This is a genomic window from Pseudomonas sp. CFII64, assembly GCF_000416235.1.
GTDB lineage: Bacteria > Pseudomonadota > Gammaproteobacteria > Pseudomonadales > Pseudomonadaceae > Aquipseudomonas.
This window is the reverse complement of the sequence record NZ_ATLO01000046.1, coordinates 48,066-73,643: the sequence shown is the minus strand read 5'-3', so window position 1 is coordinate 73,643 and position 25,578 is coordinate 48,066. Positions and strand designations below refer to the sequence as shown.

At 58.9% G+C, this 25,578-nt stretch carries 26 protein-coding genes and 1 other RNA gene; 7 read left to right on the top strand and 20 right to left on the bottom strand.

Annotation, left to right across the window (positions count from 1 at the left end; translation table 11 throughout):
- Nucleotides 1–4 precede the first annotated feature (4 nt).
- The 9 genes from mraY to rsmI all read right to left on the bottom strand — a co-directional run bounded on the left by mraY (nucleotide 5) and on the right by rsmI (nucleotide 8,958).
- On the bottom strand, nucleotides 5–1,087 hold the full coding sequence (gene mraY / locus CFII64_RS21540; protein WP_020292963.1) for a phospho-N-acetylmuramoyl-pentapeptide-transferase: 1,083 nt from the start codon (nucleotides 1,085–1,087) through the stop codon (nucleotides 5–7).
- Nucleotides 1,087–2,457 (bottom strand): UDP-N-acetylmuramoyl-tripeptide--D-alanyl-D-alanine ligase, encoded by a 1,371-nt coding sequence (gene murF / locus CFII64_RS21535; RefSeq protein ID WP_020292962.1) that lies wholly within the window; start codon nucleotides 2,455–2,457, stop codon nucleotides 1,087–1,089. The genes mraY and murF overlap by 1 nt, the downstream gene beginning before the upstream one ends.
- The gene (locus CFII64_RS21530; RefSeq protein ID WP_020292961.1) at nucleotides 2,450–3,913 is read right to left on the bottom strand and encodes a UDP-N-acetylmuramoyl-L-alanyl-D-glutamate--2,6-diaminopimelate ligase; all 1,464 of its coding nucleotides are present in this window, start codon (nucleotides 3,911–3,913) and stop codon (nucleotides 2,450–2,452) included. The genes murF and CFII64_RS21530 overlap by 8 nt, the downstream gene beginning before the upstream one ends.
- Nucleotides 3,913–5,646 carry a penicillin-binding protein 2 gene (locus CFII64_RS21525; RefSeq protein WP_020292960.1) on the bottom strand — a complete coding sequence of 578 codons (1,734 nt, stop codon included), beginning with the start codon at nucleotides 5,644–5,646 and terminating at the stop codon, nucleotides 3,913–3,915. The genes CFII64_RS21530 and CFII64_RS21525 overlap by 1 nt, the downstream gene beginning before the upstream one ends.
- A complete protein-coding gene (gene ftsL, locus CFII64_RS21520) occupies nucleotides 5,646–5,939 on the bottom strand; it encodes a cell division protein FtsL (RefSeq protein ID WP_020292959.1) in 294 nt (97 codons plus the stop codon). Before ftsL ends, CFII64_RS21525 begins: the two co-directional genes overlap by 1 nt.
- Nucleotides 5,936–6,877: a 16S rRNA (cytosine(1402)-N(4))-methyltransferase RsmH gene (rsmH, locus tag CFII64_RS21515; protein ID WP_020292958.1), complete on the bottom strand. Its 942-nt coding sequence runs from the start codon at nucleotides 6,875–6,877 to the stop codon at nucleotides 5,936–5,938. Before rsmH ends, ftsL begins: the two co-directional genes overlap by 4 nt.
- Before the next feature lie 2 nt (nucleotides 6,878–6,879).
- Nucleotides 6,880–7,335, bottom strand: coding sequence for a division/cell wall cluster transcriptional repressor MraZ (gene mraZ, locus CFII64_RS21510; RefSeq protein ID WP_020292957.1), 456 nt, complete (start codon nucleotides 7,333–7,335; stop codon nucleotides 6,880–6,882).
- A gap of 307 nt (nucleotides 7,336–7,642) precedes the next feature.
- An RNA gene (rnpB, locus tag CFII64_RS29070) (RNase P RNA component class A) lies at nucleotides 7,643–8,000 on the bottom strand.
- Between the two features lie 85 nt (nucleotides 8,001–8,085).
- Entirely contained in the window at nucleotides 8,086–8,958 is an 873-nt protein-coding gene (rsmI, locus tag CFII64_RS21505) for a 16S rRNA (cytidine(1402)-2'-O)-methyltransferase (protein WP_020292956.1), read from the bottom strand.
- Nucleotides 8,959–9,242: 284 nt separating this feature from the next.
- On the opposite strand from rsmI, the gene CFII64_RS21500 reads away from it, so the two are divergent.
- From CFII64_RS21500 to CFII64_RS21485, 4 genes are all read left to right on the top strand, one after another.
- Nucleotides 9,243–11,057: a penicillin-binding protein activator gene (locus CFII64_RS21500; RefSeq protein ID WP_020292955.1), complete on the top strand. Its 1,815-nt coding sequence runs from the start codon at nucleotides 9,243–9,245 to the stop codon at nucleotides 11,055–11,057.
- The gene (locus CFII64_RS21495; RefSeq protein WP_020292954.1) at nucleotides 11,057–11,428 is read left to right on the top strand and encodes a YraN family protein; all 372 of its coding nucleotides are present in this window, start codon (nucleotides 11,057–11,059) and stop codon (nucleotides 11,426–11,428) included. Before CFII64_RS21500 ends, CFII64_RS21495 begins: the two co-directional genes overlap by 1 nt.
- Nucleotides 11,429–11,588: 160 nt before the next feature.
- The gene (locus CFII64_RS21490; protein ID WP_020292953.1) at nucleotides 11,589–12,182 is read left to right on the top strand and encodes a phosphoheptose isomerase; all 594 of its coding nucleotides are present in this window, start codon (nucleotides 11,589–11,591) and stop codon (nucleotides 12,180–12,182) included.
- The gene (locus tag CFII64_RS21485; RefSeq protein ID WP_020292952.1) at nucleotides 12,179–12,757 is read left to right on the top strand and encodes a BON domain-containing protein; all 579 of its coding nucleotides are present in this window, start codon (nucleotides 12,179–12,181) and stop codon (nucleotides 12,755–12,757) included. The genes CFII64_RS21490 and CFII64_RS21485 overlap by 4 nt, the downstream gene beginning before the upstream one ends.
- Nucleotides 12,758–12,898: 141 nt before the next feature.
- Here CFII64_RS21485 and CFII64_RS21480 read toward each other — a convergent pair whose 3' ends face one another.
- The 7 genes from CFII64_RS21480 to rplM all read right to left on the bottom strand — a co-directional run bounded on the left by CFII64_RS21480 (nucleotide 12,899) and on the right by rplM (nucleotide 17,870).
- A complete protein-coding gene (locus CFII64_RS21480) occupies nucleotides 12,899–13,312 on the bottom strand; it encodes a ClpXP protease specificity-enhancing factor (RefSeq protein WP_020292951.1) in 414 nt (137 codons plus the stop codon).
- Nucleotides 13,313–13,329: 17 nt separating this feature from the next.
- Nucleotides 13,330–13,947, bottom strand: coding sequence for a glutathione S-transferase N-terminal domain-containing protein (locus CFII64_RS21475; protein WP_020292950.1), 618 nt, complete (start codon nucleotides 13,945–13,947; stop codon nucleotides 13,330–13,332).
- Between the two features lie 231 nt (nucleotides 13,948–14,178).
- A complete protein-coding gene (locus CFII64_RS21470) occupies nucleotides 14,179–14,961 on the bottom strand; it encodes a cytochrome c1 (RefSeq protein ID WP_020292949.1) in 783 nt (260 codons plus the stop codon).
- A complete protein-coding gene (locus CFII64_RS21465; protein ID WP_020292948.1) occupies nucleotides 14,961–16,172 on the bottom strand; it encodes a cytochrome bc complex cytochrome b subunit in 1,212 nt (403 codons plus the stop codon). The genes CFII64_RS21470 and CFII64_RS21465 overlap by 1 nt, the downstream gene beginning before the upstream one ends.
- Complete coding sequence (gene petA / locus CFII64_RS21460; RefSeq protein ID WP_020292947.1) at nucleotides 16,172–16,765, bottom strand: ubiquinol-cytochrome c reductase iron-sulfur subunit; 594 nt, start codon at nucleotides 16,763–16,765, stop codon at nucleotides 16,172–16,174. The genes CFII64_RS21465 and petA overlap by 1 nt, the downstream gene beginning before the upstream one ends.
- A 269-nt stretch (nucleotides 16,766–17,034) precedes the next feature.
- Nucleotides 17,035–17,427, bottom strand: coding sequence for a 30S ribosomal protein S9 (rpsI, locus tag CFII64_RS21455; protein ID WP_020292946.1), 393 nt, complete (start codon nucleotides 17,425–17,427; stop codon nucleotides 17,035–17,037).
- A gap of 14 nt (nucleotides 17,428–17,441) precedes the next feature.
- Nucleotides 17,442–17,870 carry a 50S ribosomal protein L13 gene (gene rplM, locus CFII64_RS21450; protein ID WP_020292945.1) on the bottom strand — a complete coding sequence of 143 codons (429 nt, stop codon included), beginning with the start codon at nucleotides 17,868–17,870 and terminating at the stop codon, nucleotides 17,442–17,444.
- Nucleotides 17,871–18,116: 246 nt separating this feature from the next.
- Between rplM and CFII64_RS21445 the strand changes: the two genes are divergently transcribed.
- A complete protein-coding gene (locus CFII64_RS21445) occupies nucleotides 18,117–19,154 on the top strand; it encodes an NADP(H)-dependent aldo-keto reductase (RefSeq protein WP_020292944.1) in 1,038 nt (345 codons plus the stop codon).
- Nucleotides 19,155–19,263: 109 nt separating this feature from the next.
- Here CFII64_RS21445 and CFII64_RS21440 read toward each other — a convergent pair whose 3' ends face one another.
- Entirely contained in the window at nucleotides 19,264–20,400 is a 1,137-nt protein-coding gene (locus tag CFII64_RS21440) for an acyl-CoA dehydrogenase family protein (RefSeq protein WP_020292943.1), read from the bottom strand.
- 216 nt (nucleotides 20,401–20,616) lie between these two features.
- Between CFII64_RS21440 and CFII64_RS21435 the strand changes: the two genes are divergently transcribed.
- A complete protein-coding gene (locus CFII64_RS21435; protein ID WP_177325438.1) occupies nucleotides 20,617–21,537 on the top strand; it encodes a GlxA family transcriptional regulator in 921 nt (306 codons plus the stop codon).
- Nucleotides 21,538–21,648: 111 nt separating this feature from the next.
- Here CFII64_RS21435 and zapE read toward each other — a convergent pair whose 3' ends face one another.
- The 3 genes from zapE to CFII64_RS21420 form a co-directional block, all read right to left on the bottom strand.
- On the bottom strand, nucleotides 21,649–22,743 hold the full coding sequence (gene zapE / locus CFII64_RS21430) for a cell division protein ZapE (RefSeq protein WP_020292941.1): 1,095 nt from the start codon (nucleotides 22,741–22,743) through the stop codon (nucleotides 21,649–21,651).
- A 61-nt stretch (nucleotides 22,744–22,804) separates the two neighbouring features.
- Nucleotides 22,805–24,154, bottom strand: coding sequence for a tryptophan--tRNA ligase (locus CFII64_RS21425; protein ID WP_020292940.1), 1,350 nt, complete (start codon nucleotides 24,152–24,154; stop codon nucleotides 22,805–22,807).
- A gap of 24 nt (nucleotides 24,155–24,178) precedes the next feature.
- The gene (locus tag CFII64_RS21420) at nucleotides 24,179–24,808 is read right to left on the bottom strand and encodes an alpha/beta hydrolase (protein ID WP_020292939.1); all 630 of its coding nucleotides are present in this window, start codon (nucleotides 24,806–24,808) and stop codon (nucleotides 24,179–24,181) included.
- 145 nt (nucleotides 24,809–24,953) lie between these two features.
- Between CFII64_RS21420 and CFII64_RS21415 the strand changes: the two genes are divergently transcribed.
- On the top strand, nucleotides 24,954–25,391 hold the full coding sequence (locus CFII64_RS21415; RefSeq protein ID WP_020292938.1) for a YhcB family protein: 438 nt from the start codon (nucleotides 24,954–24,956) through the stop codon (nucleotides 25,389–25,391).
- The last annotated feature ends 187 nt before the right edge of the window (nucleotides 25,392–25,578 follow it).

Below are 25,578 nucleotides of genomic sequence, written 5' to 3'. Positions count from 1 at the left end.
CGTTCTACCTCAGTTTCAGCGTGGCAAGGCCGACCAACACGAGAATCACGGTGATGATCCAGAAACGGACGATCACGCGCGGCTCGGGCCAGCCCTTGAGTTCAAAGTGGTGATGGATCGGCGCCATGCGGAACACGCGACGACCGGTCAACTTAAAGGACGCAACCTGAATGACGACTGAAAGGGTTTCCATCACGAACACACCGCCCATGATGAACAGGACGATTTCCTGCCGGACGATGACCGCAATGGTGCCCAACGCCGCGCCGAGCGCCAGCGCGCCGACGTCGCCCATGAACACTTGGGCCGGATAGGTGTTGAACCAGAGAAATCCGAGCCCGGCGCCAATCAGCGCGCCACAGAACACAATCAGCTCACCGGCGCCCGGCACGTACGGGATCAGCAGGTATTCAGCGAATTTCACGTTACCGGACAGGTAGCAGAAGATGCCCAGCGCGCCGCCAACCAGCACGGTCGGCAGAATCGCCAGGCCGTCCAGGCCATCGGTCAGGTTGACCGCGTTGCTGGAGCCGACGATGACAAAGTAAGTCAGGACCACGAAGCCGATGCCCAGCGCGATACTCGCGTCCTTGAACATCGGGATGATCAGCGTGGTTTCCACTGCCGACGGCGCGGTAATATAAAGAAAGATCGCCGCACACAACCCGAACACCGACTGCCAGAAATACTTCCAGCGGCTCGGCAAGCCTTTGGAGTTCTTCTCGATGACTTTGCGGTAATCGTCGATCCAGCCAATGCCGCCGAACAACAGCGTCACGATCAGCACCACCCAGACATACCGATTGGCCAGGTCCGCCCAGAGCAGCGTACTGATGGCGATGGACGACAGAATCAGCGCGCCCCCCATGGTCGGCGTGCCGGATTTGGACAGGTGCGATTGCGGGCCGTCATTGCGCACGGACTGGCCGATTTGCCGAAGCTGCAAGGTGCGGATCATCCATGGGCCAAGGCACAGGGAAAGCGACAATGCAGTGAGCACGCCGAGAATCCCGCGCAGGGTCAGGTATTGAAAGACCGCGAAGCCTTTGTGGAACTGTTGCAGATACTCGGCCAGCAGCAGCAGCATTAATGTTTCTCCAGGCTAGAACCGCACAGCGCGGCGACGACGTTTTCCATCGCCGCGCTACGCGAGCCTTTGATCAAGATAGTGGTTTGAGTGTCCTGCTCGGCGCCCAGCGCAGCGATCAGGTCGGTCTGATTGGCAAAATGGCGCGCATGCTCGCCGAACGCGTTGACGGCGTGAACCATCAACGGACCAACGGCATAAAGTGCTGACACTTTGCCTGCAGCGTAAGCGCCGACATCGCGATGACCTTGTTCGGCCCAGTCGCCCAGCTCACCGATGTCGCCGAGTACCAGCACGGTACGGCCGGCAAAACCGGTGAGGATGTCTACGGCGGCGTTCACCGACGTCGGATTGGCGTTGTAGGTGTCATCAATGACCCGCACGCCATTTGGAGCAATTTGCGCAACAGTGCGGCCTTTGACGGGCTGCACGGTATTGAGGCCAACGACGATCCCGTCCAGCGTGACGCCCAGTGCATGCGCCGCAGCGGCAGCAGCCAAAGCGTTGCCGACGTTGTGCACGCCGAGCAGATTGAGCTGCACCCGCGCCGAACCCAAGGGGCTTTGCAGGGTGAAACCCGGGCAGCCACGAGCGTCCAGTTTGAGATCTTGTGCATGGAAGTCGGCCGATGCATCAGCGACCGCGAAGCTGAGCACCTGACGATTGCCGGCGCGGGCGCTCCAGATCGGGAACGCCTTGTCTTCTTTATTGAGTACGGCAATACCGAAATTATCGAGCCCTTCGAGAATCTCGCCCTTGGCCTCGACGATCTTGTCCGGCCCGCCAAACTCGCCGACATGGGCGGTGCCTGCGTTGGTGATCAGCGCGACATGTGGCTTGGTCAGGCTGACAGTGAACGCAATTTCGCCCAGACGCGATGCGCCCAGTTCGATCACGGCCGCCGCGTATTGCGGGGCCAGTTCGAGCAAGGTCAGCGGCACGCCCAGTTCGTTATTCAGATTGCCCCGCGTCGCCAGTACCGGCCCACGGGTGCGCAGGATGCTGGCGAGCATCTCTTTGACGGTGGTCTTGCCGCTGGAACCGGTGATCGCCGCCACTGGCTTGTCGACAAACGCGTTGCGGTTCATGGCACCCAATTGCGCCAGGGCCTTGCGGGTATCCACCACGATGAGTTGCGGCAATGTCGAGCTGGCGACTTCGCGCTCGACCAAGGCGCCAACGGCACCTTTGGCGGCGACTTGATCCAGATAGTCGTGCCCGTCGAAGCGCGGACCGGTCAACGCCACAAACAGCTGACCCGGCACAATCGCGCGGCTGTCGATGCTGACGCCGTCGAACGTGCAATCGCCGCCAACCTGACGGGCGTCGAGGGCTGTGATCACTTCATTAAATGAAAGTGGCTTAAGCATGGGCGGCCTCCCAGACAGCCAGCGCTTTGGCGGCTTCTTCCAGGTCGGAAAATGCCAGACGCTGGCCGTGGATTTCCTGATAGTCCTCGTGGCCTTTGCCAGCCAGCACGATCACATCGTCGGCTTTGGCGCTGGCGATGATTTCACTGATGGCCGGGCCGCGACCTTCAACGAAGCGCACGTTATCGACGTGGACAAAACCCGCGCGAATGTCGGCGAAAATCTGGCTTGGCGCTTCGCTGCGCGGGTTGTCGTCGGTGACCAGCACGCTGTCGGCCAGACGCTCGACCACTTCGGCCATCAACGGACGCTTGCCGCGATCGCGATCACCGCCGCAACCGAACAGGCACAACAGACGGCCTTTGGCGTGCGGGCGCAATGCAGTGAGAACTTTTTCCAGCGCGTCAGGCGTGTGGGCGTAATCGACCACCACCAACGGCTTGGCACCGCCGCCCAAACGCTGCATGCGGCCAATCGGCCCTTCGAGCTTGGGCAGCACGTTGAGAATTTCGTCCAGGGCGTAATCCAGACCCAGCAATGCACCGACCGCAGCCAGCACGTTGCTCAGGTTGAAGCGGCCCAACAAGCTGCTGCGCAACAGATGTTCGCCTTGCGGCGTCACCAGTGTGGCGCGCACGCCGTCGTCGTCGAAGCGCGCTTCCCGGCAATACAGGTAAGCGCTGGAGTCTTCGAGGCTGTAGGTGATGAGGCGCGACTCATGTTTGTCCGCCGCCAGCTTGCGTCCGAAATCGTCGTCCAGGTTCAACACCCGGCAACGCAGGTCGGACCAGGCAAACAGCTTGGCCTTGGCCTCGCCATAGGCCTGCATGGTGCCGTGATAATCCAGATGATCCCGGGACAGGTTGGTCAGCACGGCGACATCAAAGGCCAGCGCTGTGGCGCGACCCTGATCCAGACCGTGGGAAGAAACTTCCATGGCCACCGCGCGCGCGCCGGCTTTCTTCAGATCAGTCAGCGTCGCCTGCACGGCAATCGGGTCCGGCGTGGTATGGCGGCCACTTTGCAGAGCGCCGTAAAAGCCGGTGCCCAGTGTGCCGACGATGCCGCAATGTTGACCGAGCAGGTCCAGCGCATGGGCGACCAGCTGGGTAACGCTGGTCTTGCCGTTGGTGCCGGTGACGCCAACCAGATTCAGGCTGCGACTCGGATCGCCATAGAAACGTCCGGCGATATCCGATAGCTGCGCCGCGAGGCCTTTGACCGGAATCAGTGGCACATCGGTGATCGGCAGAACCGTAGCGCCTTCAACTTCGTAGGCGACAGCCGCTGCGCCGCGCTTCAAGGCGTCGGCGATGTGATCGCGACCGTCGAACTTGCCACCCGGCACGGCGAGGAACAGATCGCCGCCGCGCACGTTACGGCTGTCGAGGGTCAACTCGCGAATCATCAGATCGCGGTCGGCATGGGCAAAAATCTTGTTCAGGCTGGAAGACATCAACCACGCCCTCCTTTTACGACGGGTGCTGCATTGACTTGTTCGGGCGGCGTGGCAACGAGGTTATCGGGCGTGACGTTCATCAGGCGCAAGGTGCCGGACATCACTTTGCTGAATACCGGCGCGGAAACCAGACCGCCGTAATAACCGCCCTTGCTCGGCTCGTCGATGACCACAACGATGGCGTAGCGCGGATTGCTCATCGGTCCGAAACCGGCGAACAGCGAACGGTAGGAGTTTTCGGCGTAACCCTTGGTGCCCACCGACGTCTTACGTGCTGTACCGCTCTTGCCTGCAACGTGGTAGGACGGCACACGCGCGCGATACACGCCACGCGGGTCCTCGATCACTTGTTGCAACATGCCTTGCAAGGTTTTTGCGGTAGCTTCGGGAATCGCCTGAACCGAAGTCGGCGCCGCGTCGCTTTTCAGAATGGTCAGCGGCACGATGCGGCCATTATTGGCCAGCGCGGCGTAGGCGTGAACCAGTTGCAACGCGGTCACCGACAGGCCGTAGCCGTAAGACAAGGTCGCCGTCTCGGCTTTGCGCCATTCGCGATAGTTAGGCAGGTTGCCGACGCGCTCGCCGGGGAAACCCAGACCAGTGTACTGGCCGAGGCCAACGCGCTGCATGGCGCGGAAAATCGCTTCGCCGCCCACGTCGAACGCCACTTTACTCATGCCGACGTTACTGGAGTTGATCAGGATGCCGGTCAGGTCGAGGATCGGGCCTTCGGTCTTGGTCACGTCACGAATGGTGTATTTGCCGATCTGCAACGTGCCGGGATAAACCTCGACCTTGTCGGTGGGTTTCCAGCGGCCGCTGTCGAGCGCGGCGGTCATGGAGATCGGCTTCATGGTCGAGCCCGGCTCGAACACATCGATGATTGCCCGGTTACGCATGGCGGCGGGTACCATGGTGCGGCGGTTGTTCGGGTTGTAGGTCGGCGAGTTGACCATGGCCAGCACTTCGCCGGTCTTGACGTCCATGATCACCATGCTGCCGGCCTTCGCTTCGTTCTCGACGATGGCGTTGCGCAGCTCGCGGGTTGCCAGGTATTGCAGGCGCAGATCAATAGACAAAGCCAAGGTCTTTCCGGCCTTGGCGTTTTTGGTGACCTGGACATCCTTGATCAGTCGTCCGCGCCGATCCTTGATGACTTGTCGTTTGCCGGGCACGCCGGCAAGCCAGTCGTCATAGGCCAGCTCGACACCTTCGCGACCATGATCGTCGAGGTCGGTAAAGCCAACCATGTGCGCGGTCACGTCCCCCGCCGGATAAAACCGGCGGAACTCTTCGATGCCGTATACGCCGGGGACTTTCAGGTCCAGAACCGACTGGCCCTGCTCCGGAGTCAAGCCGCGAACCAGATAGATGAATTCCTTGGAAGCCTGGGAATCAAGACGTTCGGTCAGTGCCTTGACGTCCTGCCCCAGCGCGTTAGCCAGAGCTGGCCATTTGGCCTTGTCCAGTTGCATTTCCTTGGGATTGGCCCACAGCGTGGTGACCGGCGTACTGACGGCCAAAGGCTCGCCGTTACGGTCGGTAATCAGGCCACGGTGCGCAGGAATCGGGATGTGGCGAACACTGCGCGCATCGCCCTGCTCCTTGAGGAACGTGTGATCCACGACTTGCAGGTCGATGATGCGCCAGCAGATGGCGAGCACCAGAATGACGAGCAGGCCCACCACCACGCGGAAACGCCACGGATACAGAGCCCCCTCCAGCTTCATCATGGCGCCACCATTCGAACTTCGGCGGCACTCGGGATGCGCATTTTCAGCTGTTCTGACGCCAGGGTTTCGATGCGGCTATGGGCGGTCCAGGTGCTTTGTTCAAGGATAAGACGACCCCATTCCGCCTGCGCCTTGTCACGCACGCTGAGTTCGGAATAGAGGGAGTTGAGCAACTGGCGATTCCAGTGGGCGCTGTACGACACGCCGATCGCCGAAACCAGGACGGCGATGAACAACAGCAGCATGAAGAAACTGCCGCCTGGAAGAGGCTTGAGGAACAGCCGGCTCACTTGAGCTTCTCCGCGACACGCATGACAGCGCTGCGCGAGCGCGGATTGGCCTTGGTCTCGACATCGGAGGCGAATTGCGCCTTGCCGTGAATCTTGATTTTCGGATCGAACGCCTTGAACTGGATCGGCAAGTCACGCGGCATGTTGTCGGCTTCGCCCTTGGCGAGCTTGCGCATGAACAGCTTGACGATGCGATCCTCCAGGGAATGGAAGCTGATCACCACCAGACGCCCGCCGATTTCCAGCACGTCGAGCGCGGCTTCGAGGCCGGCTTCAAGATCGCCCAATTCGTTGTTTACATGGATGCGCAGCCCCTGAAAGGCGCGCGTCGCAGGATTCTTGCCCTTCTCCCAGGCCGGATTGGCGACCTTGAGCACTTCGGCCAGATCGGCCGTGCGCTCGAAAGGTTGCACTTCACGGCGCGCGACGACTGCAGCCGCCATGCGCTTGGAGAAACGCTCTTCGCCATATTCCTTGAAGACGCGGGCGATTTCTTCGACCGGCGCGGTGGCGATGAACTCGGCAGCACTGACGCCGCGAGTCGGGTCCATGCGCATGTCCAAGGGGCCGTCGTTCATGAAACTGAAGCCGCGCTCAGGATCATCCAGCTGCGGCGAGGACACGCCCAGGTCGAGCAGAACGCCGCTGACTTTGCCCTGAATCCCGCGACTTTGAGCCTCGGAACCCAGTTCGGCAAAGCTGCGCTGCACAATAACAAAGCGGCCGTCTTCGGCCGCTAGCGATTGCCCGGTGGCAATTGCCTGGGGATCTTTGTCGAACCCTAGCAATCGGCCATCAGGCCCCAGCTTCTGCAATATGAGGCGGCTATGTCCGCCACGCCCGAAGGTTCCGTCCAGATAGCAGCCATCGGCGCGCACCGCGAGAGCCTCGACGGCTTCTTCGAGCAGTACGGTGATGTGGGTAAAGCCGCTAGTCATAGTCACAGGATCAGGTCACGTAATTCATCAGGCATCGCGCCAGGTTTTTGAATGGCCGCCAGATCCGCATCAGCAAGAGCGTTCCAGGCGTCCTCGTCCCACAATTGAAACTTATTGAGCTGGCCAACTAACATCACGCGTTTATCCAACTTGGCATAATCGCGAAGACGTGGCGGCACCAGAAAACGCCCACTGCCATCAAGTTCCAGATCGACAGCGTTACCGATCAAAAGCCTTTGAAGACGCCGGTTTTCCTCGCGAAACGTCGCGAGATCTCGCAACTTGGCTTCAATCAGTTCCCATTCAGAAAGCGGGTACAGACATAGGCAAGGGTCAACAGCGTCAATGGTTACGATCAATTGCCCGGCGCTACGCGAATCCAACTCGTCACGGTACCGACTCGGCATAGCGAGACGGCCCTTTGCATCGAGATTGATTGCGTTGGCACCACGAAACACAGGCGCATTCTCCAAATACTAACTTTTTGCGCTGAAAAAACCCACTTCGTGCCACTTTCTGCCACTTGTGCACACTATAGGAACGCGCCCACCACACCGTCAAGGCACGGTCCTAAGGAAAACCCTTACATTACTGAGATTTAGGAGTGGTTTCGGATGAGAAGCGGTAATTTTGCGAAGGTTCTTTCAGATATTTCCGACACAGCCCAAGGGGCTACGCGCAGAAGTTAATGTGTTTTATTAAGTTTAAGATTTTTTCGGTATTACGAGGGGTGTTGTGCGGCTGAAACGCACAAGGGGGGAAAAGGTGGAGAGCCGATCTGTAAGCCGGGTTCTGTCGAGGACAGTCATTCCTCTACGACGGCCGTCACCGGACGTCTTTAGCAACCTACCCGGTTCCAGCGCGGGCCACGCCTAGGAACCCTATTTGGTCTTGCTCCGAGTGGGGTTTACCTTGCCACGAACTGTTGCCAGACGCGCGGTGCGCTCTTACCGCACCTTTTCACCCTTACCGGCACCGAAGTGCTTAGGCGGTTATTTTCTGTGGCACTTTCCGTAGGCTCGCGCCTCCCAGGTGTTACCTGGCACTCCGCCCTATGGAGCCCGGACTTTCCTCCCCCCCTTAATTGCGAACAATAAGAGGCAGCGACTGTCCAATCGACTCTCCGCCGCCAAGGTTAACGACACGGATGCCCGAGAACAAGCTTTAAAACGTCCGAAGCTCAATCACTTAGCGCCGCATGACACGCCCTACTCGCCTTTTTGCTTGTCCAGCGCCACCTGATAAAGCAGGTTCTTGCGCACACCGGTAATTTCCGCCGCCAGTGCTGCGGCCCGCTTGAGCGGCATTTCCTGCAGCAACAGATCCAGAATCCGCCGCGCCTCAGTGCCGATCACGTCCTCACCTTCGGGTTCGCTCCAGCCAGCGACCAACACCACGCACTCGCCGCGCTGCTGATTGCTGTCGCCTTCCACGAATGCCCGCAATTGCGACAACGGCAGGCCTTTGAGGGTTTCAAACGTTTTCGTCAGCTCACGGGCCAGCAATGCCGGACGCTCCGGGCCGAATACCAGCTCAAGATCCTGCAGGCACTCAAGAATCCGGTGCGGCGCTTCGTAGAAGATCAGCGTGCGCGGTTCTTCCTTGAGCAATTCCAGGCGCGCCCTGCGACCTACCGCCTTGGCGGGCAGGAATCCTTCGAAGATAAAGCGATCTGACGGCAAACCTGCCGCCGACAACGCCGCAATCAATGCACAGGCGCCGGGCACCGGAACTACCTTGATGCCAGCCGCTCGCGCCTGACGAACCAGGTGATAACCCGGATCGGAGATCAACGGCGTGCCGGCATCGGAAATCAGCGCGACGTCATCGCCCGCCAGCAAACGAGCGATGAAGCGACTGCCCTCATCGCGTTCGTTATGCTCGTGGCAGGCAGCCAGCGGCGTCGGAATGCCGAAGTGCTGCATCAGTCGCAATGAATGACGCGTATCTTCGGCAGCGATCAGGGCGACGTCGCGCAACACCTTCAACGCCCGCACGCTCATGTCATCCAGATTGCCGATAGGCGTGGCCACTACATAAAGCGAGCCAGCAGCGGAATTCGAAGCAACGTCAGCAGTCAAAGCGCAGACCTCATTTGGTTACCCGTGATGGGTGAAGAGTCCGCATTGTACAGACTACGACTCCACTGCATGGGTAGCGTGCTCAAGGAAGAACCTGAAAAAGGACGGAAAATTAATGAGATGCATCGCGATTCGCTATTTCAACACCTGCACATCCGCCGCTTTGGCTGTTAAAAAGCCCGTTCGGCAATCTATATCACCGCTTTAACGCCTTCGACGTCGCACCCTTGCCAGCGCTTGGGTACAATTCCCCGCTAATTTGCTCGAGTATCAGGAACATACACATGATCGCTTGCCTGCGGCTGTTCTCTGCCCTCTGCCTCGCTGCCCTGTTGGCGGCTTGTGCCAGCTCGCCTTCGTCCAGCCTTGGCGAACTTCCACGTACCCCTGATGCCAGTATCGAGCAATTGCTCGACCAGGCTGCACAGGCGAAAACTCCGGACCAGGCTGCCTTGCTGAGACTCAGCGCCGCGGATCTGGCCAGCCGGCAGAATGATCCAGGTCGCGCGGCGCAGATTCTTGCGCAAGTGCAGCTGGATCTGCTCAAGCCAGGCCAGCAGGTTTACGCCAGCACCTTGGCCGCTGAACTGGCGATGGGCCGCAACCAGCCCAAAGCTGCGCTGACCGCGCTGAACCATCCAAGCCTGCAACGCCTTGGCGAATTGTCCGTCGAGCAGCAAGTGCGCACCCACACCGTTCGGGCCCGGGCTCTGGAAGCTGACGGCCAGACCATGGCCGCGATCAGTGAACGCGTCTTCGTCGGCCCGCTGCTGCAAGGCGCGGAGCTGAGCGCCAACAACGATGCCATCTGGGCATTGGTTGCCGCACTGCCACCTGAACAGCTGCAAAGCACTGCGAACGATGACGTAGGTGGCTGGCTGAGCCTGGCGCGCGCTGTCAAAGGTGCCGGCACGCTGGAACAGCAACAGGCGGCCATCGACAGCTGGAAAGCACAGAATCCGAAACACCCGGCGGCCGTTCAATTGCCAGCCACACTGGCACAACTGCGCGCCTTGACCAGCGAACCGCTGACCAAAATCGCCCTGCTGCTGCCTCAGGAAGGCCCGCTGGCTGCGGTTGCCAAGGCCTTGCGCGAAGGTTTCATGGCCGCGCATTACCAGGCGCAGCAAGCCGGTCAGAACCCGCCTTCGATTCAAGTCTTCGATAGCTCGCGCCTGACATCCATGGACGAGTTTTATCGCCAGGCCAAAGCGGCTGGCGTGCAGCTGGTGGTCGGCCCGCTGGAAAAACCACTGGTCAAGCAACTCAATGGTCGCGAGCAGTTGCCGATCACCACCCTGGCGCTGAATTACAGCGACGCCGGTGCTGAAGGCCCGCCGCAGCTGTTCCAGTTTGGCCTTTCCGCAGAAGACGAAGCCCGTGAAGTGGCGCGTCGTGCCTGGGCTGATGGCAAGCGCAGCGCTGTCGCCATGGTGCCTAAAGGCGAATGGGGTGACCGCGTCCTGGACGCCTTCCGTCAGAGCTGGCAAGCCAAGGGCGGCACATTGATTGCTGCCGAACACGTCGATCAGCCGGTCGCGCTGGCCCAGCAAGTCGCCGAACTGTTCCAGCTGCGCAATAGCGAAGGTCGCGCCAAACGCCTGCAAAGCACAGTAGGTGCCGACGTCGCCGCGCAACCGTCGCGCCGCCAGGACATTGATTTCATGTTCCTTGCCGCCACGCCGCAACAGGCCCAGCAGATCAAGCCGACCATGGTCTTCCAGTACGCTGGCGACGTTCCGGTCTACGCCACTTCGCACCTGTTCACCAACAGCAACGATCAGGCGCAGTACATGGACCTCAACGGCGTGCGCTTCTGTGAAACCCCTTGGTTGCTCAACGCCAATGACCCGCTGCGTCAGCAAGTCATCGCCCAATGGCCGCAGGCTGCTGGCAGCCTGGGCCGTCTTTACGCCATGGGTGTCGACGCTTATCGCCTGGCGCCGCGCCTGGGCCAACTCAAGACACTGCCTGAAAGCCGCATTGATGGCCTCTCCGGCAGCCTGAGCATGAACCCGGCGCGTCGTATCGAACGTCAATTGCCTTGGGCCGAGTTCGTTGATGGCAAGATCCAGCGCCTGCCGGACACTGCCCCCTGATGCCAGGCGGCACCGGTAAACAAGCAGGGCGCGAGGCTGAGGCCAGCGCCCTGCTGTATTTACAGCAGCAGGGAATGCAGCTGATTGCACAAAACTGGTTATGTAAACGTGGCGAGCTCGATCTGGTCATGCTCGACGGAGATACAGTAGTATTCGTCGAAGTTCGCTACCGGCGCCATTCCGGCTGGGGCGGAGCGTTGCACAGCGTGGATTTTCGCAAGCAGCAAAAAGTCATTCTGGCGGCGCAGCTGTTTTTGCAGGACAACACTCGCTGGGCGGATGCCCCTTGCCGTTTCGACGTGGTGGCCATCGAGGGACAACCGGGCTCCAGCACTCCTCTGAACTGGCTTAAAAGCGCTTTCGACAGCTGAGTGGCAAGGTCCGCTATGCCGATCCTGAAACACGTACCGCACACCCAATACCGATTTCGCTCTTCGATTTGCGGGCTGCACAGATGTGTGCCGGGAAGCCTCCAGAATCTTCTGGTCAGCGCCCGACCAGCCGCCATACGCTCTAATTAAGGTCACCCAGATGGACATGCAATCCCGAATTCGCCAGCTTTTTCAGGCCAGCATCGATACCAAGCAACAGGCGATGGAAGTCCTTGCACCCTACATCGAGCAAGCTAGCCAGGTGATGGTCAATGCCCTGCTCAACGAAGGCAAAATGCTTTCTTGCGGCAATGGCGGCTCGGCGGGTGACGCTCAGCACTTTTCATCCGAGCTGCTCAATCGATTCGAGCGTGAGCGCCCGAGCCTGCCGGCGATTGCATTGACCACCGATACCTCGACCATCACCTCGATTGCCAATGACTACAGCTACAACGAGATCTTCTCCAAACAGATCCGCGCACTGGGCCAGCCGGGCGATGTGTTGCTGGCGATTTCCACCAGCGGCAACTCGGCGAACATAATTCAAGCCATCCAGGCCGCACATGATCGCGAAATGATTGTCGTAGCATTGACGGGACGCGATGGCGGCGGCATGGCCTCGCTGCTCTTGCCGGAGGACGTGGAAATCCGCGTACCGGCAAAAGTCACCGCACGAATTCAGGAAGTCCACCTGCTGGCGATCCATTGCCTATGCGATCTGATCGACAGCCAACTGTTCGGGAGTGAAGAATGACCCTTAATCGCCTCAGCCTGCTGGCTCTGACCCTGTGCCTTGGCCTCAGCGGATGCAGCTCGGTAATCAATGCCAGTCGCGAAAAACCCATCGAAGATGATCGTGGCACGCGCACCTTCGGCAGCAAAATCGACGACTCCCTGATCGAAACCAAAGTCGCGGTCAACGTCGCCAAGGCCAGCCCTGATCTGGATCAGAATTCGCATATCGTCGTGTCCAGCTTCAACGGCATCGTGCTGCTGGCTGGCCAGACGCCGCGCGCCGACCTCAAGCAGATGGCCGAACAGGCCGCTGCCGCCGTGCAGAAGGTCAAGAAGGTCAACAACGAAATCCAGGTGATGGGCCCGTCCTCATTGCTGGCGCGCAACAACGATGCCTGGCTGACCACCAAGATCAAGAGCCAGATGCTCGCCGATAGCTCGATTCCCGGCACGCGAATCAAAGTCATCACCGAGAACGGCATCGTCTACCTGCTCGGCCTGCTGACCCAGCAGGAAGCCACGCAGGCGACCAATCTGGTGCAGGGCGTATCCGGCGTGCAGAAGATCGTGAAGCTGTTTGAGTACATCGACTGATATCTGCTGCATTTTTAGCCGAGGCGGGATGAGCATTCGGTGACAAGTCCCCTCCTACCGGTTTGTAGAGAACCGGTAGGACCGGACTTGTCCGGGAAGGCGGCTTCCATGAAAAAGGCGATCCCGAGGGATCGCCTTTTTTTATTTCACCACTTTCAGGCTCGGCCGACCGCTGGGACGCGGCGGCTCTGTATCCGGTGGCGGACTGTCATCATCCTGCTCGATCTCGTCATCATCCTCAAAGGGAGGCTCCAGGTCGAAAACCATACCTTGGCCGTTCTCCCGGGCGTAAATGCCCAGAATCGCCGCCACAGGGACGTACAGGGTGTGCGGCACGCCGCCGAAGCGACCCTCAAAGCTGACCGCTTCGTTATCCATGTGCAAATGACGCACAGCGGAGGGTGAAACGTTCAGGACAATCTGCCCATCGTTGGCAAAGCCCTGAGGGACCTGAACCGATGGGTATTCCGCATTGACCAGCATGTGCGGGGTGCAATCGTTATCGACGATCCACTCATAAAGAGCACGAATCAGATAAGGGCGACTGGAGTTCATCAACGGCTCCTTAAGCCTTAGCGCATGTCACGCTCGACACCAGACAGGCTCGCCTGAAATGCCTCGCGCGCAAACTGGCGCTCCATATAATCAAGCAACGGCTTGGCAGGCCGCGGCAACTCGATACCCAGGACGGGTAAACGCCAGAGTATGGGCAATAGACAGCAATCAACCAGACTTTGCTCGTCACTCAGGAAAAAAGCTTTTTCCGCGAACAACGGCGAAACCCCGGTCAGGCTTTCGCGCAACTCTTTACGGGCCACAACGCGAGCAGTTTCTTTGCTGCGCGGATCCAGAATCAGATCCACCAGTGCGCACCAGTCACGCTGGATCCGATGGATCAGCAACCGACTGTTGGCACGCGCCACCGGATAAACCGGCAACAGGGGTGGATGCGGATAACGCTCATCCAGATATTCCATTACCACCGTCGACTCGTACAACGCCAGGTCACGATCGACCAGGGTCGGCACGCTGCCGTACGGATTCACCTCGATCAACTTCGGCGGATGACGACCCGCAACAACATCAATGATCTCGGCGCTGACACCTTTCTCGGCGAGCACTATGCGCACGCGATGGGAATAGTGGTCGGCGGGGTCGGAGTAACAGGCCAACCGGTTGGTCACGCCCATGGCGGTCCTCCTCGCTTGTTGAATTTATCGAATACAAAAAAAACGAACGCGCCCTGAGGCGCCTCCGATAACGACCGCTTTTGAAGCTGGTGGTCGTCGCGGGCGACAAGATAGCTCATTTACGCAATGTAAATTCTGCAATCTTTGCCGTCGCTACTATACCCGCCCCGCGCTCACTACCTGAAAGAGGCGCCCGAGGGCGCGTTTCGTCGACAGTCAGTGGTGCAATAATCAGTGATGAATATCTTTCCAGTACTCGCGTTTGAGCAGGTAGGCGAACACGAAGAAAAACGCCAGATAGAGCAGCACGTAGGTGCCGATACGCTGATGCTGCAGCTTCACCGGGTTCGCCGAATAGGCGAGGAAGGTCACGAGATTCTTGACCTTCTCGTCGAACTGCTCTTCGTTCAGACTGCCGGTTTTCGGCACGATGGTCAGCTGATCACAGGCCTCATGAGTCAGCGGCGAGCCGGTCAGCGGGTCGTATTGCTTCTTGCCATCTTCCACGACCTGCACTTGCTTGCAGCCTACAACCTGACGCCCCTGCAGCCCCACCAACACGTTCGGCATGCCGACATTCGGGAAGACCTTGTTGTTCACGCCCCATGGGCGCGCCGGATCTTCATAGAACGAACGCAGATAACCGTAGAGCCAGTCCGTGCCACGCACCCGCGCAACCAGCGTCAGATCCGGCGGTGCCGCCCCAAACCAGGCCTTGGCATCGTTGGACTGCATGCCAATGCTCATGTGATCGCCGATCTTGGCGCCAGTGAACACCAGTTTTTCCAGCATCAGCTCATGAGGAATGCCCAGGTCGTCCGCAACGCGCTCATAGCGCTGGAACTTGGCGCTGTGGCAGCCCATGCAATAGTTGGCGAAGGTCCGCGCACCGTCCTGCATGGCCGCTTTATCAGACACGTCGATATCGACGCTTTCCAGTTCCGCGCCATGTTCGGCAGCAAACGACAGGACTGGCAGAGCCGCAAGAATCAATACAGCAAATAGCTTTTTCATCAGCCAGTCACCCTTTCTGGAACCGGTTTGGTCTTCTCGAGCCGGGTATAAAACGGCATCAGAATGAAGTAGGCGAAGTACAGGAAGGTACACACCTGCGACAACAACGTACGAGCCGGGGTTGGCGCCAGAACGCCCAACACACCCAGAATCACGAAGGACACACAGAACACCAGCAACCAGATCTTGCTCAGCCAGCCTTTGTAGCGCATCGACTTGACGGGGCTGCGGTCAAGCCAGGGCAACACAAACAGCACCGCAATCGCCGCACCCATGGCGATTACGCCCAGGAGCTTGTCGGGAATGGCGCGCAAGATTGCGTAGAAAGGCGTGAAGTACCAGACCGGGGCGATATGCTCAGGCGTCTTGAACGCGTTCGCCACCTCGAAGTTAGGCTTTTCGAGGAAGTACCCTCCCATTTCGGGGAAGAAGAACACAATCGAGCAGAAGACAAACAGGAACACCACGACGCCGACGATATCCTTGACGGTGTAGTAAGGGTGGAAAGGAATGCCGTCCAGCGGCACGCCATTTTCGTCCTTGTGCTTCTTGATATCCACGCCGTCCGGGTTGTTGGAACCCACCTCATGCAGCGCCAGGATGTGTAGCACCACCAGGCCCAGCACGACAATCGGCAAGGCGACCACGTGCAACGCGAAGAAGCGGTTCAAGGTGATGCCGGAGATCAGGTAATCGCCACGTATCCACTGCGTCAGGTCGTCGCCGATTACCGGAATCGCGCCGAACAGCGAAATGATCACCTGGGCGCCCCAGTAGGACATCTGACCCCAAGGCAGGAGATAGCCCATGAAGGCTTCAGCCATCAGCGCCAGGTAGATCAACATGCCGAAGATCCACACCAGCTCGCGGGGCTTCTGATAGGAACCGTAGAGCAAGCCACGGAACATGTGCAGGTAGACCACGATGAAGAACGCCGAAGCGCCGGTCGAGTGCAGCAGGCGCAGAATCGAGCCGTACTCGACGTCACGCATGATGTATTCGACGGAAGCAAACGCCTCTTCAGCCGACGGCGTGTAACTCATGGTCAGCCATACGCCGGTCACGATCTGATTGACCAGGACCAGCAGCGCCAGGGAGCCGAAGAAGTAGAAGAAGTTGAAGTTTTTTGGAGCGTAATATTTGCTGAGATGGTCTTCCCACATTTTTGTGGCGGGGAAGCGGGCATCTACCCAATCCATGAATTTGCTCATCACGCTTTCTCCTGATCAACGCCAATGACAATAATATTGTCCGACTCATAGGAATGCGGCGGCACTGGCAGATTCAAAGGTGCGGGTTGCGATTTGTAGACGCGGCCTGCCAGGTCATAGTGCGAACCGTGGCAAGGACAGAAATAACCACCGACCCAATCCTTGCCCAGGTCGGCAGGCGCTACTTCAGGACGGAAAGTCGGGGAGCATCCAAGGTGCGTGCAGATACCGATCAACAGCAGGATTTCCGGCTTGATTGATCGCACAACAGGATCGACGTAAGTGGGTTGGACCGAACTTTTGGATTCGGGGTCGGACAACTGACCTGTAATTTTGCCAAGATTTCCGAGAATCTCCTGGGTGCGACGGACGATGAAAACAGGTTGACCGCGCCATTCAGCAATCATCTGCTGTCCTGCTTCGATCTTGCTGATATTCACCTTGACCGGTGCTCCCGCGGCTTTCGCCTTGGCACTGGGAAACCATGACCCCACGAACGGGACCGCAGCCCCCACCGCTCCTGCTGCGCCAACCACAGATGTGGCCGCCACGAGGAAGCGACGCCGGCCTGCATTCACGCCGTCATTGCTCATTCCGTCCTCTCCCATCAGCTTTGTGGCCTGTTAAATCAGGCGTCTACTTAAATAAAATTTAGCTGTTATGAATTTTGCCGAATGGTAATGAAAAACCCTTCATTACACAAGGGAATTGCGTTTGGACAAAAAGCCGCAGCCCTTGTATTTCGCGGCTTTCACGGATGAGTCACGTTGTCACACCTAATAGCCACCTACATAATAGACGCCCATAAAAAAACGCCCAGCTCCGTGAGGAGGCTGGGCGTTCTTTTTGAACGAAGTGCGAATTAACGCTTCGAGTACTGCGGACGCTTACGCGCTTTACGCAGACCGACTTTCTTACGTTCAACTTCGCGAGCATCGCGAGTAACGAAGCCAGCTTTGCGCAGAGCGCCACGCAGGGTTTCGTCGTACTGCATCAGAGCGCGGGTGATACCGTGGCGGATTGCGCCAGCTTGACCACTCACACCACCGCCAATCACGGTGACGTAGATGTCGAACTTCTCGACAGTCTCAGTCAATTCCAGCGGCTGACGAACTACCATGCGGGCAGTTTCACGGCCGAAGAAATTTTCCAGCGAACGGTTGTTGATGGAGATATTGCCAGTACCCGGACGCAGGAAAACGCGTGCGGTTGCGGTCTTGCGACGGCCAGTGCCGTAATTTTGAGTCGCCGACATAATCAACTATTCCGTTAAAACTTCAGTTCTTGGGGCTGCTGAGCAGTATGAGGGTGTGCAGTGCCCGCATAGACTTTCAGCTTACGATACATGTCGCGACCCAGCGGGTTCTTAGGCAGCATGCCTTTGACCGCGGTCTCGATCACGCGCTCAGGAGCTTTGGCGATCAGCTTTTCAAAGTTGATCGACTTGATCCCGCCCGGAAAACCGGAGTGTGAGTAGTAGATCTTGTCGGTGGTTTTGGCACCGGTAACGCGGATTTGCTCAGCGTTGATAACGACGATGTAGTCGCCAGTGTCAACGTGCGGAGTGTATTCCGGCTTGTGTTTGCCACGCAGACGGCTGGCGATTTCAGTAGCCAGACGACCGAGGGTCTGGCCAGCAGCGTCGACGACGAACCAGTCGCGCTTAACTGTTTCCGGTTTAGCAGTATAAGTTTTCATTAATTAGCCTCAGGGGCCGCCCTGATAAATTGAGACGGCGGATCTTACTGAATAGTGCGTACTTTGACAAGGTCAAAGGCAGCCGAAAACAGCCGTTATCGAGGGCTCGGGTCGACACGTTCGGTTTACGGCAAGATTTCTCAGGCAAATGGCGCATCACTTCCACTGCAAAGAGCCGCGGAATTATGCCGATTGCGAAAAAAATTTCAACCTGCTTTTATGTTTCCCCTACCAAAGGAGACGCAAATGGATTATCGCCAACTCGGCAGAACCGATCTCAACGTCAGCGCTATCTGCCTCGGCACCATGACCTGGGGCGAGCAAAACAGCGAAGCCGAAGCCTTTGCCCAGATCGAACGTGCCAAAACGGCGGGGATCAATTTCCTTGATACCGCCGAGATGTACCCCGTGCCACCCAAGCCGGAAACCTACGCCAGCACCGAGCGCATCATCGGCAACTGGTTCAAGAAACAGGGCGACCGCGCCGACTGGATCCTGGCCAGCAAGATCGCCGGCCCGGGCAATGCCATCGAGCATATTCGCGGCGGCAATCTCAAGCACAACCGCGAACACATCGTTGCCGCCCTCGACGCCAGCCTGGCGCGTCTGCAGACCGATTACCTGGATCTGTATCAGCTGCACTGGCCGGAACGCAGCACCAACTTCTTCGGCAAGCTGGGCTACACCCATTCCGATGAAGACTTCACGCCTCTGGAAGAAACCCTCGAAGCGCTGGACGAACAGGTCAAGGCCGGCAAGATTCGCCACATCGGCCTGTCCAACGAAACGCCGTGGGGCACCATGAAGTTTCTGCAACTGGCCGAAAGCCGCGGCTGGCCTCGTGCGGTGTCGATCCAGAACCCGTACAACCTGCTCAACCGCAGCTTTGAAGTCGGCCTGGCGGAAGTCGCGATTCGCGAACAGTGCGGCTTGCTGGCTTATTCGCCACTGGCGTTCGGCATGCTGTCAGGCAAGTACGAAGGGGGCGCGCGCCCGGCCAAAGGTCGTCTGAGTCTCTACAGCCGCTTCACACGCTATTTCAACCCGCAGTCCGAGGCAGCGTGCAGTCGTTACGTGGCTTTGGCCCGTGAGCACGGCCTGGAGCCGACACAGATGGCGCTGGCATTCGTTACCCGCCAGCCTTTCGTGACCAGCAACATCATCGGCGCCACCACGCTTGAGCAACTGGACAGCAACATTGCCAGTTTCGAGCTTGAGCTGTCCGAGGAAGTGCTGGCCGGGATCGAGGCGATCCATAAGGATCATCCGAATCCTGCGCCTTAAGTCAGTTTGAATAGTTGGAGCGAGGCTTGCCCGCGAACGGATCTATCAGGCGACGAACTATTGCCTGGCCTGACGCCTTCGCGGGCAAGCCTCCAACGGTTATCTAGTCCTATAAACTGCGTGCCACAATCTCTTTCATGATCTCGTTGGTGCCCGCATAAATCCGCTGCACCCTCGCATCGGCCCACGCCCTGGCGATCGGGTATTCCCACATGAAGCCGTAGCCGCCGTGCAGCTGCACGCATTCGTCGAGCACCTTGCATTGCAGGTCGGTGGTCCAGTATTTCGCCATCGCCGCAGTGGGCACGTCCAGTTTCCCCTCCAGATGCAACTCCAGGCAGCGATCGACGAATACCCGGCCGATCTGCACCTCGGTGGCGATTTCCGCCAGCTTGAAGCGGGTGTTCTGGAAATCGGCGATCGCCTTGCCGAAGGCCTTGCGCTCCCGGGTGTATTCCAGGGTCCATTGCAGCGCGGCTTCGGCGGACGCCAACGCACCGACCGCCACGGTCAAACGCTCCTGGGGCAACTCCTGCATCAGGTAAGCAAAGCCCATCCCGGCTTGGCCGAGCAGGTTCTCCTTGGGCACGCGAACATCCTGAAAGAACAATTCCGACGTGTCCTGGGCCTTCATGCCGACTTTCTCAAGGCGCTTGCCCTTGGCAAAACCCGGCGTGTCGGCCTCGACCAAAAACAGACTGGTGCCCTTCGCGCCCGCCTTGGGGTCGGTCTTGGCGACGACGATGACCAGATCCGCCAGATAGCCGTTGGTAATAAAGGTTTTCGAGCCGTTGATCACGTATTCATCGCCGTCCAGCACAGCGGTGGTTTTCACGCCCTGCAAGTCGGAGCCAGCGCCGGGCTCGGTCATGGCGATGGCCGTGACCATCTCGCCCGATACCAGCTTCGGCAGATATTTCAGCTTCAGCGCTTCGCTGCCGTAATGCAGGATGTATGGCGCGACGATGTCCGAATGCAGGGAAAATCCAATGCCGGTCAAACCCAGGCGCCCGATCTCTTCGATCACCACAGTGCTGTAGAGAAAGTCCGCCGCCATGCCGCCGTACTCTTCCGGCAGATGCGAGCAGAGCATCCCCTGCTCGCCCGCCTTGCTCCAGAGCTGGCGGTCGATATAGCCCTGCTTTTCCCATTGAGCATGGAAAGGCACGGCCTCCTGCTCAAGAAACTTGCGCACGCTGTCGCGAAAAAGTTCGTGCTCTGAGCTGAACAGGGTTCTGGGAATCATGCGGCACCTGAAGAATGAGAAAACGGGATTGGCTTGCAGAGCCTATGCCGATGACGCGCGCGAGGACACTGGACACATCCGACAAAAAATAAGACGATCCAGCCGCTGCTTGACCACTTTCCCATATAAGAACAACAGAATATGTCGACCCAACCTTCCGCCCCGCTGCGGCGCGTCAGCATCCTGGCCATTGACGGGGTGTTCGCCTCGACCCTGATGCAAGCCAAGGATTTTTTCCACGTCGCCAGCCTGCGCTACAGCAAACAGCTGGGCCTGGGCCGAACGCCGGCGTTCGAAACCCGCCTGGTCAGCCCGGACGGCAAGTCCGTGCGCAGCTTCAGCGAAGTGATCCTGCCGGTAGACGGCGATCTTGCTCAAAGCGATGTGATCGTGATCCCGGCGTTCTGGGATGACTTTGATGCGTTGCTTCAGCGCTATCCGCAAATCCTGCCCTGGCTGCGTGAGCAACATGCCAATGGCGCGGTCTTGTGTGGCGAAGCCAGCGGCGTGTTCTGGCTGGCCGAGGCGGGCTTGCTGGATGGCAAGGAAGCGACTACTTACTGGCGCTTTTTCGACCAATTCAGTCAGCGCTTTCCCAATGTCTTGCTCAATCAGGAGAAACACCTGACAGACGCCGACAACCTGTATTGCGCTGGCGGCACGACATCGGCGTGTGATCTCTATATTTACCTGATCGAGCGGTTCTGCGGCGCCAACGTCGCCCAGGCCGTGGCGCGGGACATTCTGTATGAAGTGCAGCGCAACTATTCGCCGGGACGCATGGGGTTTGGCGGCCAGAAGCTGCATCAGGACGTGATGATCCTGCAGATCCAGCACTGGCTGGAAGAGCACTTCGCCGACAAGTTTCGCTTTGAGGATGTCGCCCGGGAGCACGGCATGAGCATTCGCAACTTCATGCGCCGCTTCCAGAGCGCGACGGGCGACAAGCCGCTGCATTACCTGCAACGCCTGCGCATCGAAACGGCCAAGGGCCTGCTCTCCGGCACCCGCAAGAGCATCAAGACCATCAGTTATGAAGTGGGCTACGACGATGCGAGCTTTTTTGCGCGCCTGTTTCGTCAACACACAGAATTATCACCGAATCAGTATCGGCAGCAGTTTCAGCAGGCCGCATGAGCGGCCTGCTGAAACTGTAGGACGGCTTCAGCCGGGAGCCTGATGTAAAATTTTCTCCCGGCTAAAGCCGGTCCTACGGGCCGGTCCAACGAGCAGGCCATGCGACTCCGGCTAGGGCTTATGCGCCCGCGACAGGAATTCGTGGGACTGCATTTCCAGCAGGCGACTGAGCGTGCGCTGGAATTCGAAGTTCAGGCGTCCGCCGGTGTACAGGTCCTTGAGTTCCACTTCAGCCGAGATGATCAGCTTGACGTTGCGGTCGTAGAATTCGTCGACCATGTTGATGAAGCGGCGGGCGATGTCGTCAGTGGTGACGTTCATTTGCTCGACCCCGCTGATCAGCACGGCATGGAAAATCTTGCCCAGTTCGATGTAATCGTTCTGGCTGCGCGGCCCGTCGCAAAGCTCACGGAAATCAAACCAGGCCACGTCGTCACAGGTACGAACGGCGCGGATTTCGCGATTCTCGATCATCAACACATCGTTTTCGATGGCTTTGGTGCATTCCGGCGTCAGGGCGCGGAAGCTTTTGCGCAGGCTTTCCTGAGCAGCGTCATCGAGAGGAAAGTGGAACAACTCGGCTTGCTCAAGATGGCGCAACCGATAATCCACGCCGCTGTCGACGTTGACGATTTCGGTGTTCTGCTTGATCAGGGCAATCGCCGGCAGGAAACGCGCACGTTGCAGGCCGTCTTTATAGAGACCGTCCGGCACGATGTTCGAGGTGGCGACCAGGGTCACGCCATTCTTGAACAGCTCTTCCATCAGGGTGCCGAGGATCATGGCATCGGTGATATCCGAGACGAAAAACTCATCGAAACAGATGACTCGCGCCTCGTCGGAAAAACGCTTGGCGATGATCGTCAGCGGGTTCCGTTCGCCCTTGAGGGTGCGCATTTCTTCGTGGACGCGCTTCATGAAGCGGTGGAAGTGAGTGCGGACCTTGTCTTCGAACGGCAAGGCTTCGAAGAAGGTGTCGACCAGATAAGTCTTGCCTCGCCCTACGCCGCCCCAGAAGTACAAACCCTTGACCGGAGCCTGTTCTTTTTTGCCGAACAACTTGCCGAACATGCCCGGCTTGCTGGTGTGCGCGGCGACCAGGTCGTCGTACAAACGCTGCAAATGGCGCACGGCAGTTTCCTGCGCGGCGTCATGGAAAAAGTCGGGGCGCTTCAGATCTGCTTGATATCGTTCTAGGGGGGTCATATTCGTTAGCAAGGCAACAAAAACGGGCCGTCACTGTAGCGACGGCCCGACAGAATGGCAATCAGTCCTGTTGCGGCGTCAAAGCCGTTTTCAGGCTTTCGATGGCTGCATCCCGAGCCGTGGCGTCGGCAAATGCCGGGCTGTCGGCCACACATTGGCCATCAAGCCACAGGGTGAAGCTATCGCCTTCAGCACGAATGTCGAGTGCGCCGCCCTGCTGCAACTGTTTGCTGGCAGCGCCTGCAGCCTTGCCGTCGGCAAAATTGCGCGACAACACCAGCTGTTCGCCATCGGCGGCGAGCAGACGGAAGCGGAAACTGCCGTCGTCTTCACGGAAGCTGACGAAGCGTGCGCCCTTGGCGGCTTTTTTCTTCCCGGCGGTCGCTACCTGAACGTTGCTGCGGAACGAGCGCAGGCCGACGGCTTCGCGCAGCTCACCGAGGAACGGCGTGGCGACGCTGCGGGCTTTCGCGGCACCCGCGAGCAAAATGTCTTCCAGATCGGCGGGACGTTCGATCAGACGATGGTAGTTTTCCCGCGCTTCGCCCAGCTGACTGTCCAGCAGGGTGAACAAGCGATTCTTCGCCTCCCCCCAGCCCAAACCCTGCAACAACTCGGAACGGAACTCAGCGTTCTGCTCAGGCGTTGCGAAGGCCTGATAGAGGGTGAACAGGTGCGAGTTGTCCGGGTCTTTGGCTTCGCCCGGCGCACGGGAGTCGGTGACGATCCGCGAAATCGCGTCTTTCATCTCTTTGGCATTGCTGAACAACGGGATCGTGTTGTCGTAGCTTTTCGACATCTTGCGCCCGTCCAGACCTGGCAGCGTGGCAACGCTCTCCTCGATCAGGGCTTCAGGCATGACGAAGAACTCTTTGCCCTGGCCGAACAGGTGATTGAAGCGCTGGCCGATATCCCGGGCCATTTCCACGTGCTGGATCTGGTCGCGACCGACCGGCACCTTGTGGGCGTTGAACATGAGGATGTCCGCCGCCATCAGCACCGGGTAGCTGTACAAGCCCATGGTGATGCCGGCGTCCGGGTCTTCGCCAGTCTCGACGTTCTTGTCCACCGACGCCTTGTAAGCGTGCGCGCGATTGAGCAGGCCCTTGGCCGCCACGCAGGTCAGCAGCCAGGTCAGTTCCGGGATTTCCGGAATGTCGGACTGGCGATAAAAGGTCACGCGATCCACATCCAGGCCCGCAGCCAGCCAGGTCGCGGCGATTTCCAGACGCGAGCGCTGGATGCGCAGCGGGTCATCGCATTTGATCAGGGCGTGGTAGTCAGCCAGAAAGTAGAACGAATCGGCGCCGCTCTCGCGGCTGGCAACGATGGCCGGGCGAATCGCGCCCGCGTAGTTGCCCAGGTGAGGTGTGCCGGTGGTGGTGATACCGGTCAGGATACGAGTGGTCATGGCGGGTCGCTTATCGGGCTGTCATCAATTCGAAAGGCGCGGCATGACCAGATCCTTGAGATCGGTCAGCTTGCCGTGAAAAAAGTGTCCGCATTCTGCCACTTTCAGCAGCTCGTGTGGACGCGGCAGCGCGGCGGACCAGTCATATACCACTTGCGGATCGATGACTTCGTCGGTTTCCGGCTGGATCAGGGTCAGCGGACAGTTCTGCGGCAGCTGATCCTGTTCGCCCAGGCGCATGACCGCCGGCGCGATCATGAACAGATGTTTCAGCTGTTCGCCACTGGCCTCAAGCCGCCCAGCCAGGGTCGCCGCGACGTAGCCGCCAAAGGAAAAACCGAACAAGGTGATCGGCAGTTCGGGCTGCTGCTCGCGCAACCAGCGGGCCACGGCCACAGCATCTTCGACTTCGCCCATACTGGCTTCGGAGGTGCCGGCACTGGCGCCAACGCCGCGATAATTGAAGCGCAGGGTACTCAGGCCAGCGTCGCGAGCCGTGCGTTGCAGGGTCGAGACGACTTTATTGAGCATGGTGCCGCCCTGTACCGGGTTAGGATGGCAAATCAGCGCCAGGCCTTTGGCATCCGCCAGATCCAGGTACAGCGCTTCGAGCTGGCCCACCGGGCCATCAATCAAAACAGGGGTTTCGCGCATGAGCAAAAATGAACTCCGTGACCTCGGATTGGGTCGACTCGTCTAGCTGATTGTCTGCCGGTTACGTATCCGTGAGCGTGTCGCGGTATACAGAGCAGGTTCGAGCCGTTAACGTAAAGCAAAGCCGTTTATAGAGGAAGGACTCGTGGAACACTCGCTCTTAGTTTGGTTGTTGCCGACCCTTGCGCTGGTCGCCGGTCTGGTTATCGGTTTCCTGGTCGCACGTCTGCTGCCCAACACCGCCCCCAATGGAACCCAGCGCCAGCTGGATGACGTTCAGGAGCGTTTCGACAATTATCAGAACGAGGTGGTCACTCACTTCAACAGTACGGCTAATCTGGTGCAGAAGCTGTCCCAGAGCTATCAGGAAGTTCAGGAACACCTCGCCGAGGGCGCCAATCGTCTGGCCCTCGATGAACAGACCCGTCAGCGCCTGCTCGCTGCGCTGCACCCGGAAGCCAATACGATCCAGCGTGATCGTCTGACGCCGCCACGCACCCAGGCAGAGCCGCCCAAGGACTACGCGCCGAAAATGCCGAATGCCCCAGGCATGCTGGATGAACATTACGGTTTGAAAAAGTAATTCGCGACACGCTGCACACAAAAACCCCGCCATTGGAATGAATGGCGGGGTTTTTTGTGGGCACAGGTTTGTTTTCGCCTGCTATCTGGGATGGACCGACGCCCTCCCGGCTAAAGCCGGTCCTACGGGGTGTATCAACAAAAAACCCGCCATCATCTGGCGGGTTTTTTGTTACAGCGTCAGATCA

Excerpts from the sequence above, each read along its gene's own strand:
- mraY (WP_020292963.1), bottom strand. The coding sequence starts at position 1,087 with ATGCTGCTGCTGCTGGCCGAGTATCTGCAACAGTTCCACAAAGGCTTC.
- murF (WP_020292962.1), bottom strand. The coding sequence starts at position 2,457 with ATGCTTAAGCCACTTTCATTTAATGAAGTGATCACAGCCCTCGACGCC.
- CFII64_RS21530 (WP_020292961.1), bottom strand. The coding sequence starts at position 3,913 with ATGTCTTCCAGCCTGAACAAGATTTTTGCCCATGCCGACCGCGATCTG.
- CFII64_RS21525 (WP_020292960.1), bottom strand. The coding sequence starts at position 5,646 with ATGAAGCTGGAGGGGGCTCTGTATCCGTGGCGTTTCCGCGTGGTGGTG.
- rsmH (WP_020292958.1), bottom strand. The coding sequence starts at position 6,877 with ATGACTAGCGGCTTTACCCACATCACCGTACTGCTCGAAGAAGCCGTC.
- CFII64_RS21500 (WP_020292955.1), top strand. The coding sequence starts at position 9,243 with ATGATCGCTTGCCTGCGGCTGTTCTCTGCCCTCTGCCTCGCTGCCCTG.
- CFII64_RS21495 (WP_020292954.1), top strand. The coding sequence starts at position 11,057 with ATGCCAGGCGGCACCGGTAAACAAGCAGGGCGCGAGGCTGAGGCCAGC.
- CFII64_RS21490 (WP_020292953.1), top strand. The coding sequence starts at position 11,589 with ATGGACATGCAATCCCGAATTCGCCAGCTTTTTCAGGCCAGCATCGAT.
- CFII64_RS21485 (WP_020292952.1), top strand. The coding sequence starts at position 12,179 with ATGACCCTTAATCGCCTCAGCCTGCTGGCTCTGACCCTGTGCCTTGGC.
- CFII64_RS21480 (WP_020292951.1), bottom strand. The coding sequence starts at position 13,312 with ATGAACTCCAGTCGCCCTTATCTGATTCGTGCTCTTTATGAGTGGATC.
- CFII64_RS21475 (WP_020292950.1), bottom strand. The coding sequence starts at position 13,947 with ATGGGCGTGACCAACCGGTTGGCCTGTTACTCCGACCCCGCCGACCAC.
- CFII64_RS21470 (WP_020292949.1), bottom strand. The coding sequence starts at position 14,961 with ATGAAAAAGCTATTTGCTGTATTGATTCTTGCGGCTCTGCCAGTCCTG.
- CFII64_RS21465 (WP_020292948.1), bottom strand. The coding sequence starts at position 16,172 with ATGAGCAAATTCATGGATTGGGTAGATGCCCGCTTCCCCGCCACAAAA.
- petA (WP_020292947.1), bottom strand. The coding sequence starts at position 16,765 with ATGAGCAATGACGGCGTGAATGCAGGCCGGCGTCGCTTCCTCGTGGCG.
- rpsI (WP_020292946.1), bottom strand. The coding sequence starts at position 17,427 with ATGTCGGCGACTCAAAATTACGGCACTGGCCGTCGCAAGACCGCAACC.
- rplM (WP_020292945.1), bottom strand. The coding sequence starts at position 17,870 with ATGAAAACTTATACTGCTAAACCGGAAACAGTTAAGCGCGACTGGTTC.
- CFII64_RS21445 (WP_020292944.1), top strand. The coding sequence starts at position 18,117 with ATGGATTATCGCCAACTCGGCAGAACCGATCTCAACGTCAGCGCTATC.
- CFII64_RS21440 (WP_020292943.1), bottom strand. The coding sequence starts at position 20,400 with ATGATTCCCAGAACCCTGTTCAGCTCAGAGCACGAACTTTTTCGCGAC.
- CFII64_RS21435 (WP_177325438.1), top strand. The coding sequence starts at position 20,617 with ATGCAAGCCAAGGATTTTTTCCACGTCGCCAGCCTGCGCTACAGCAAA.
- zapE (WP_020292941.1), bottom strand. The coding sequence starts at position 22,743 with ATGACCCCCCTAGAACGATATCAAGCAGATCTGAAGCGCCCCGACTTT.
- CFII64_RS21425 (WP_020292940.1), bottom strand. The coding sequence starts at position 24,154 with ATGACCACTCGTATCCTGACCGGTATCACCACCACCGGCACACCTCAC.
- CFII64_RS21420 (WP_020292939.1), bottom strand. The coding sequence starts at position 24,808 with ATGCGCGAAACCCCTGTTTTGATTGATGGCCCGGTGGGCCAGCTCGAA.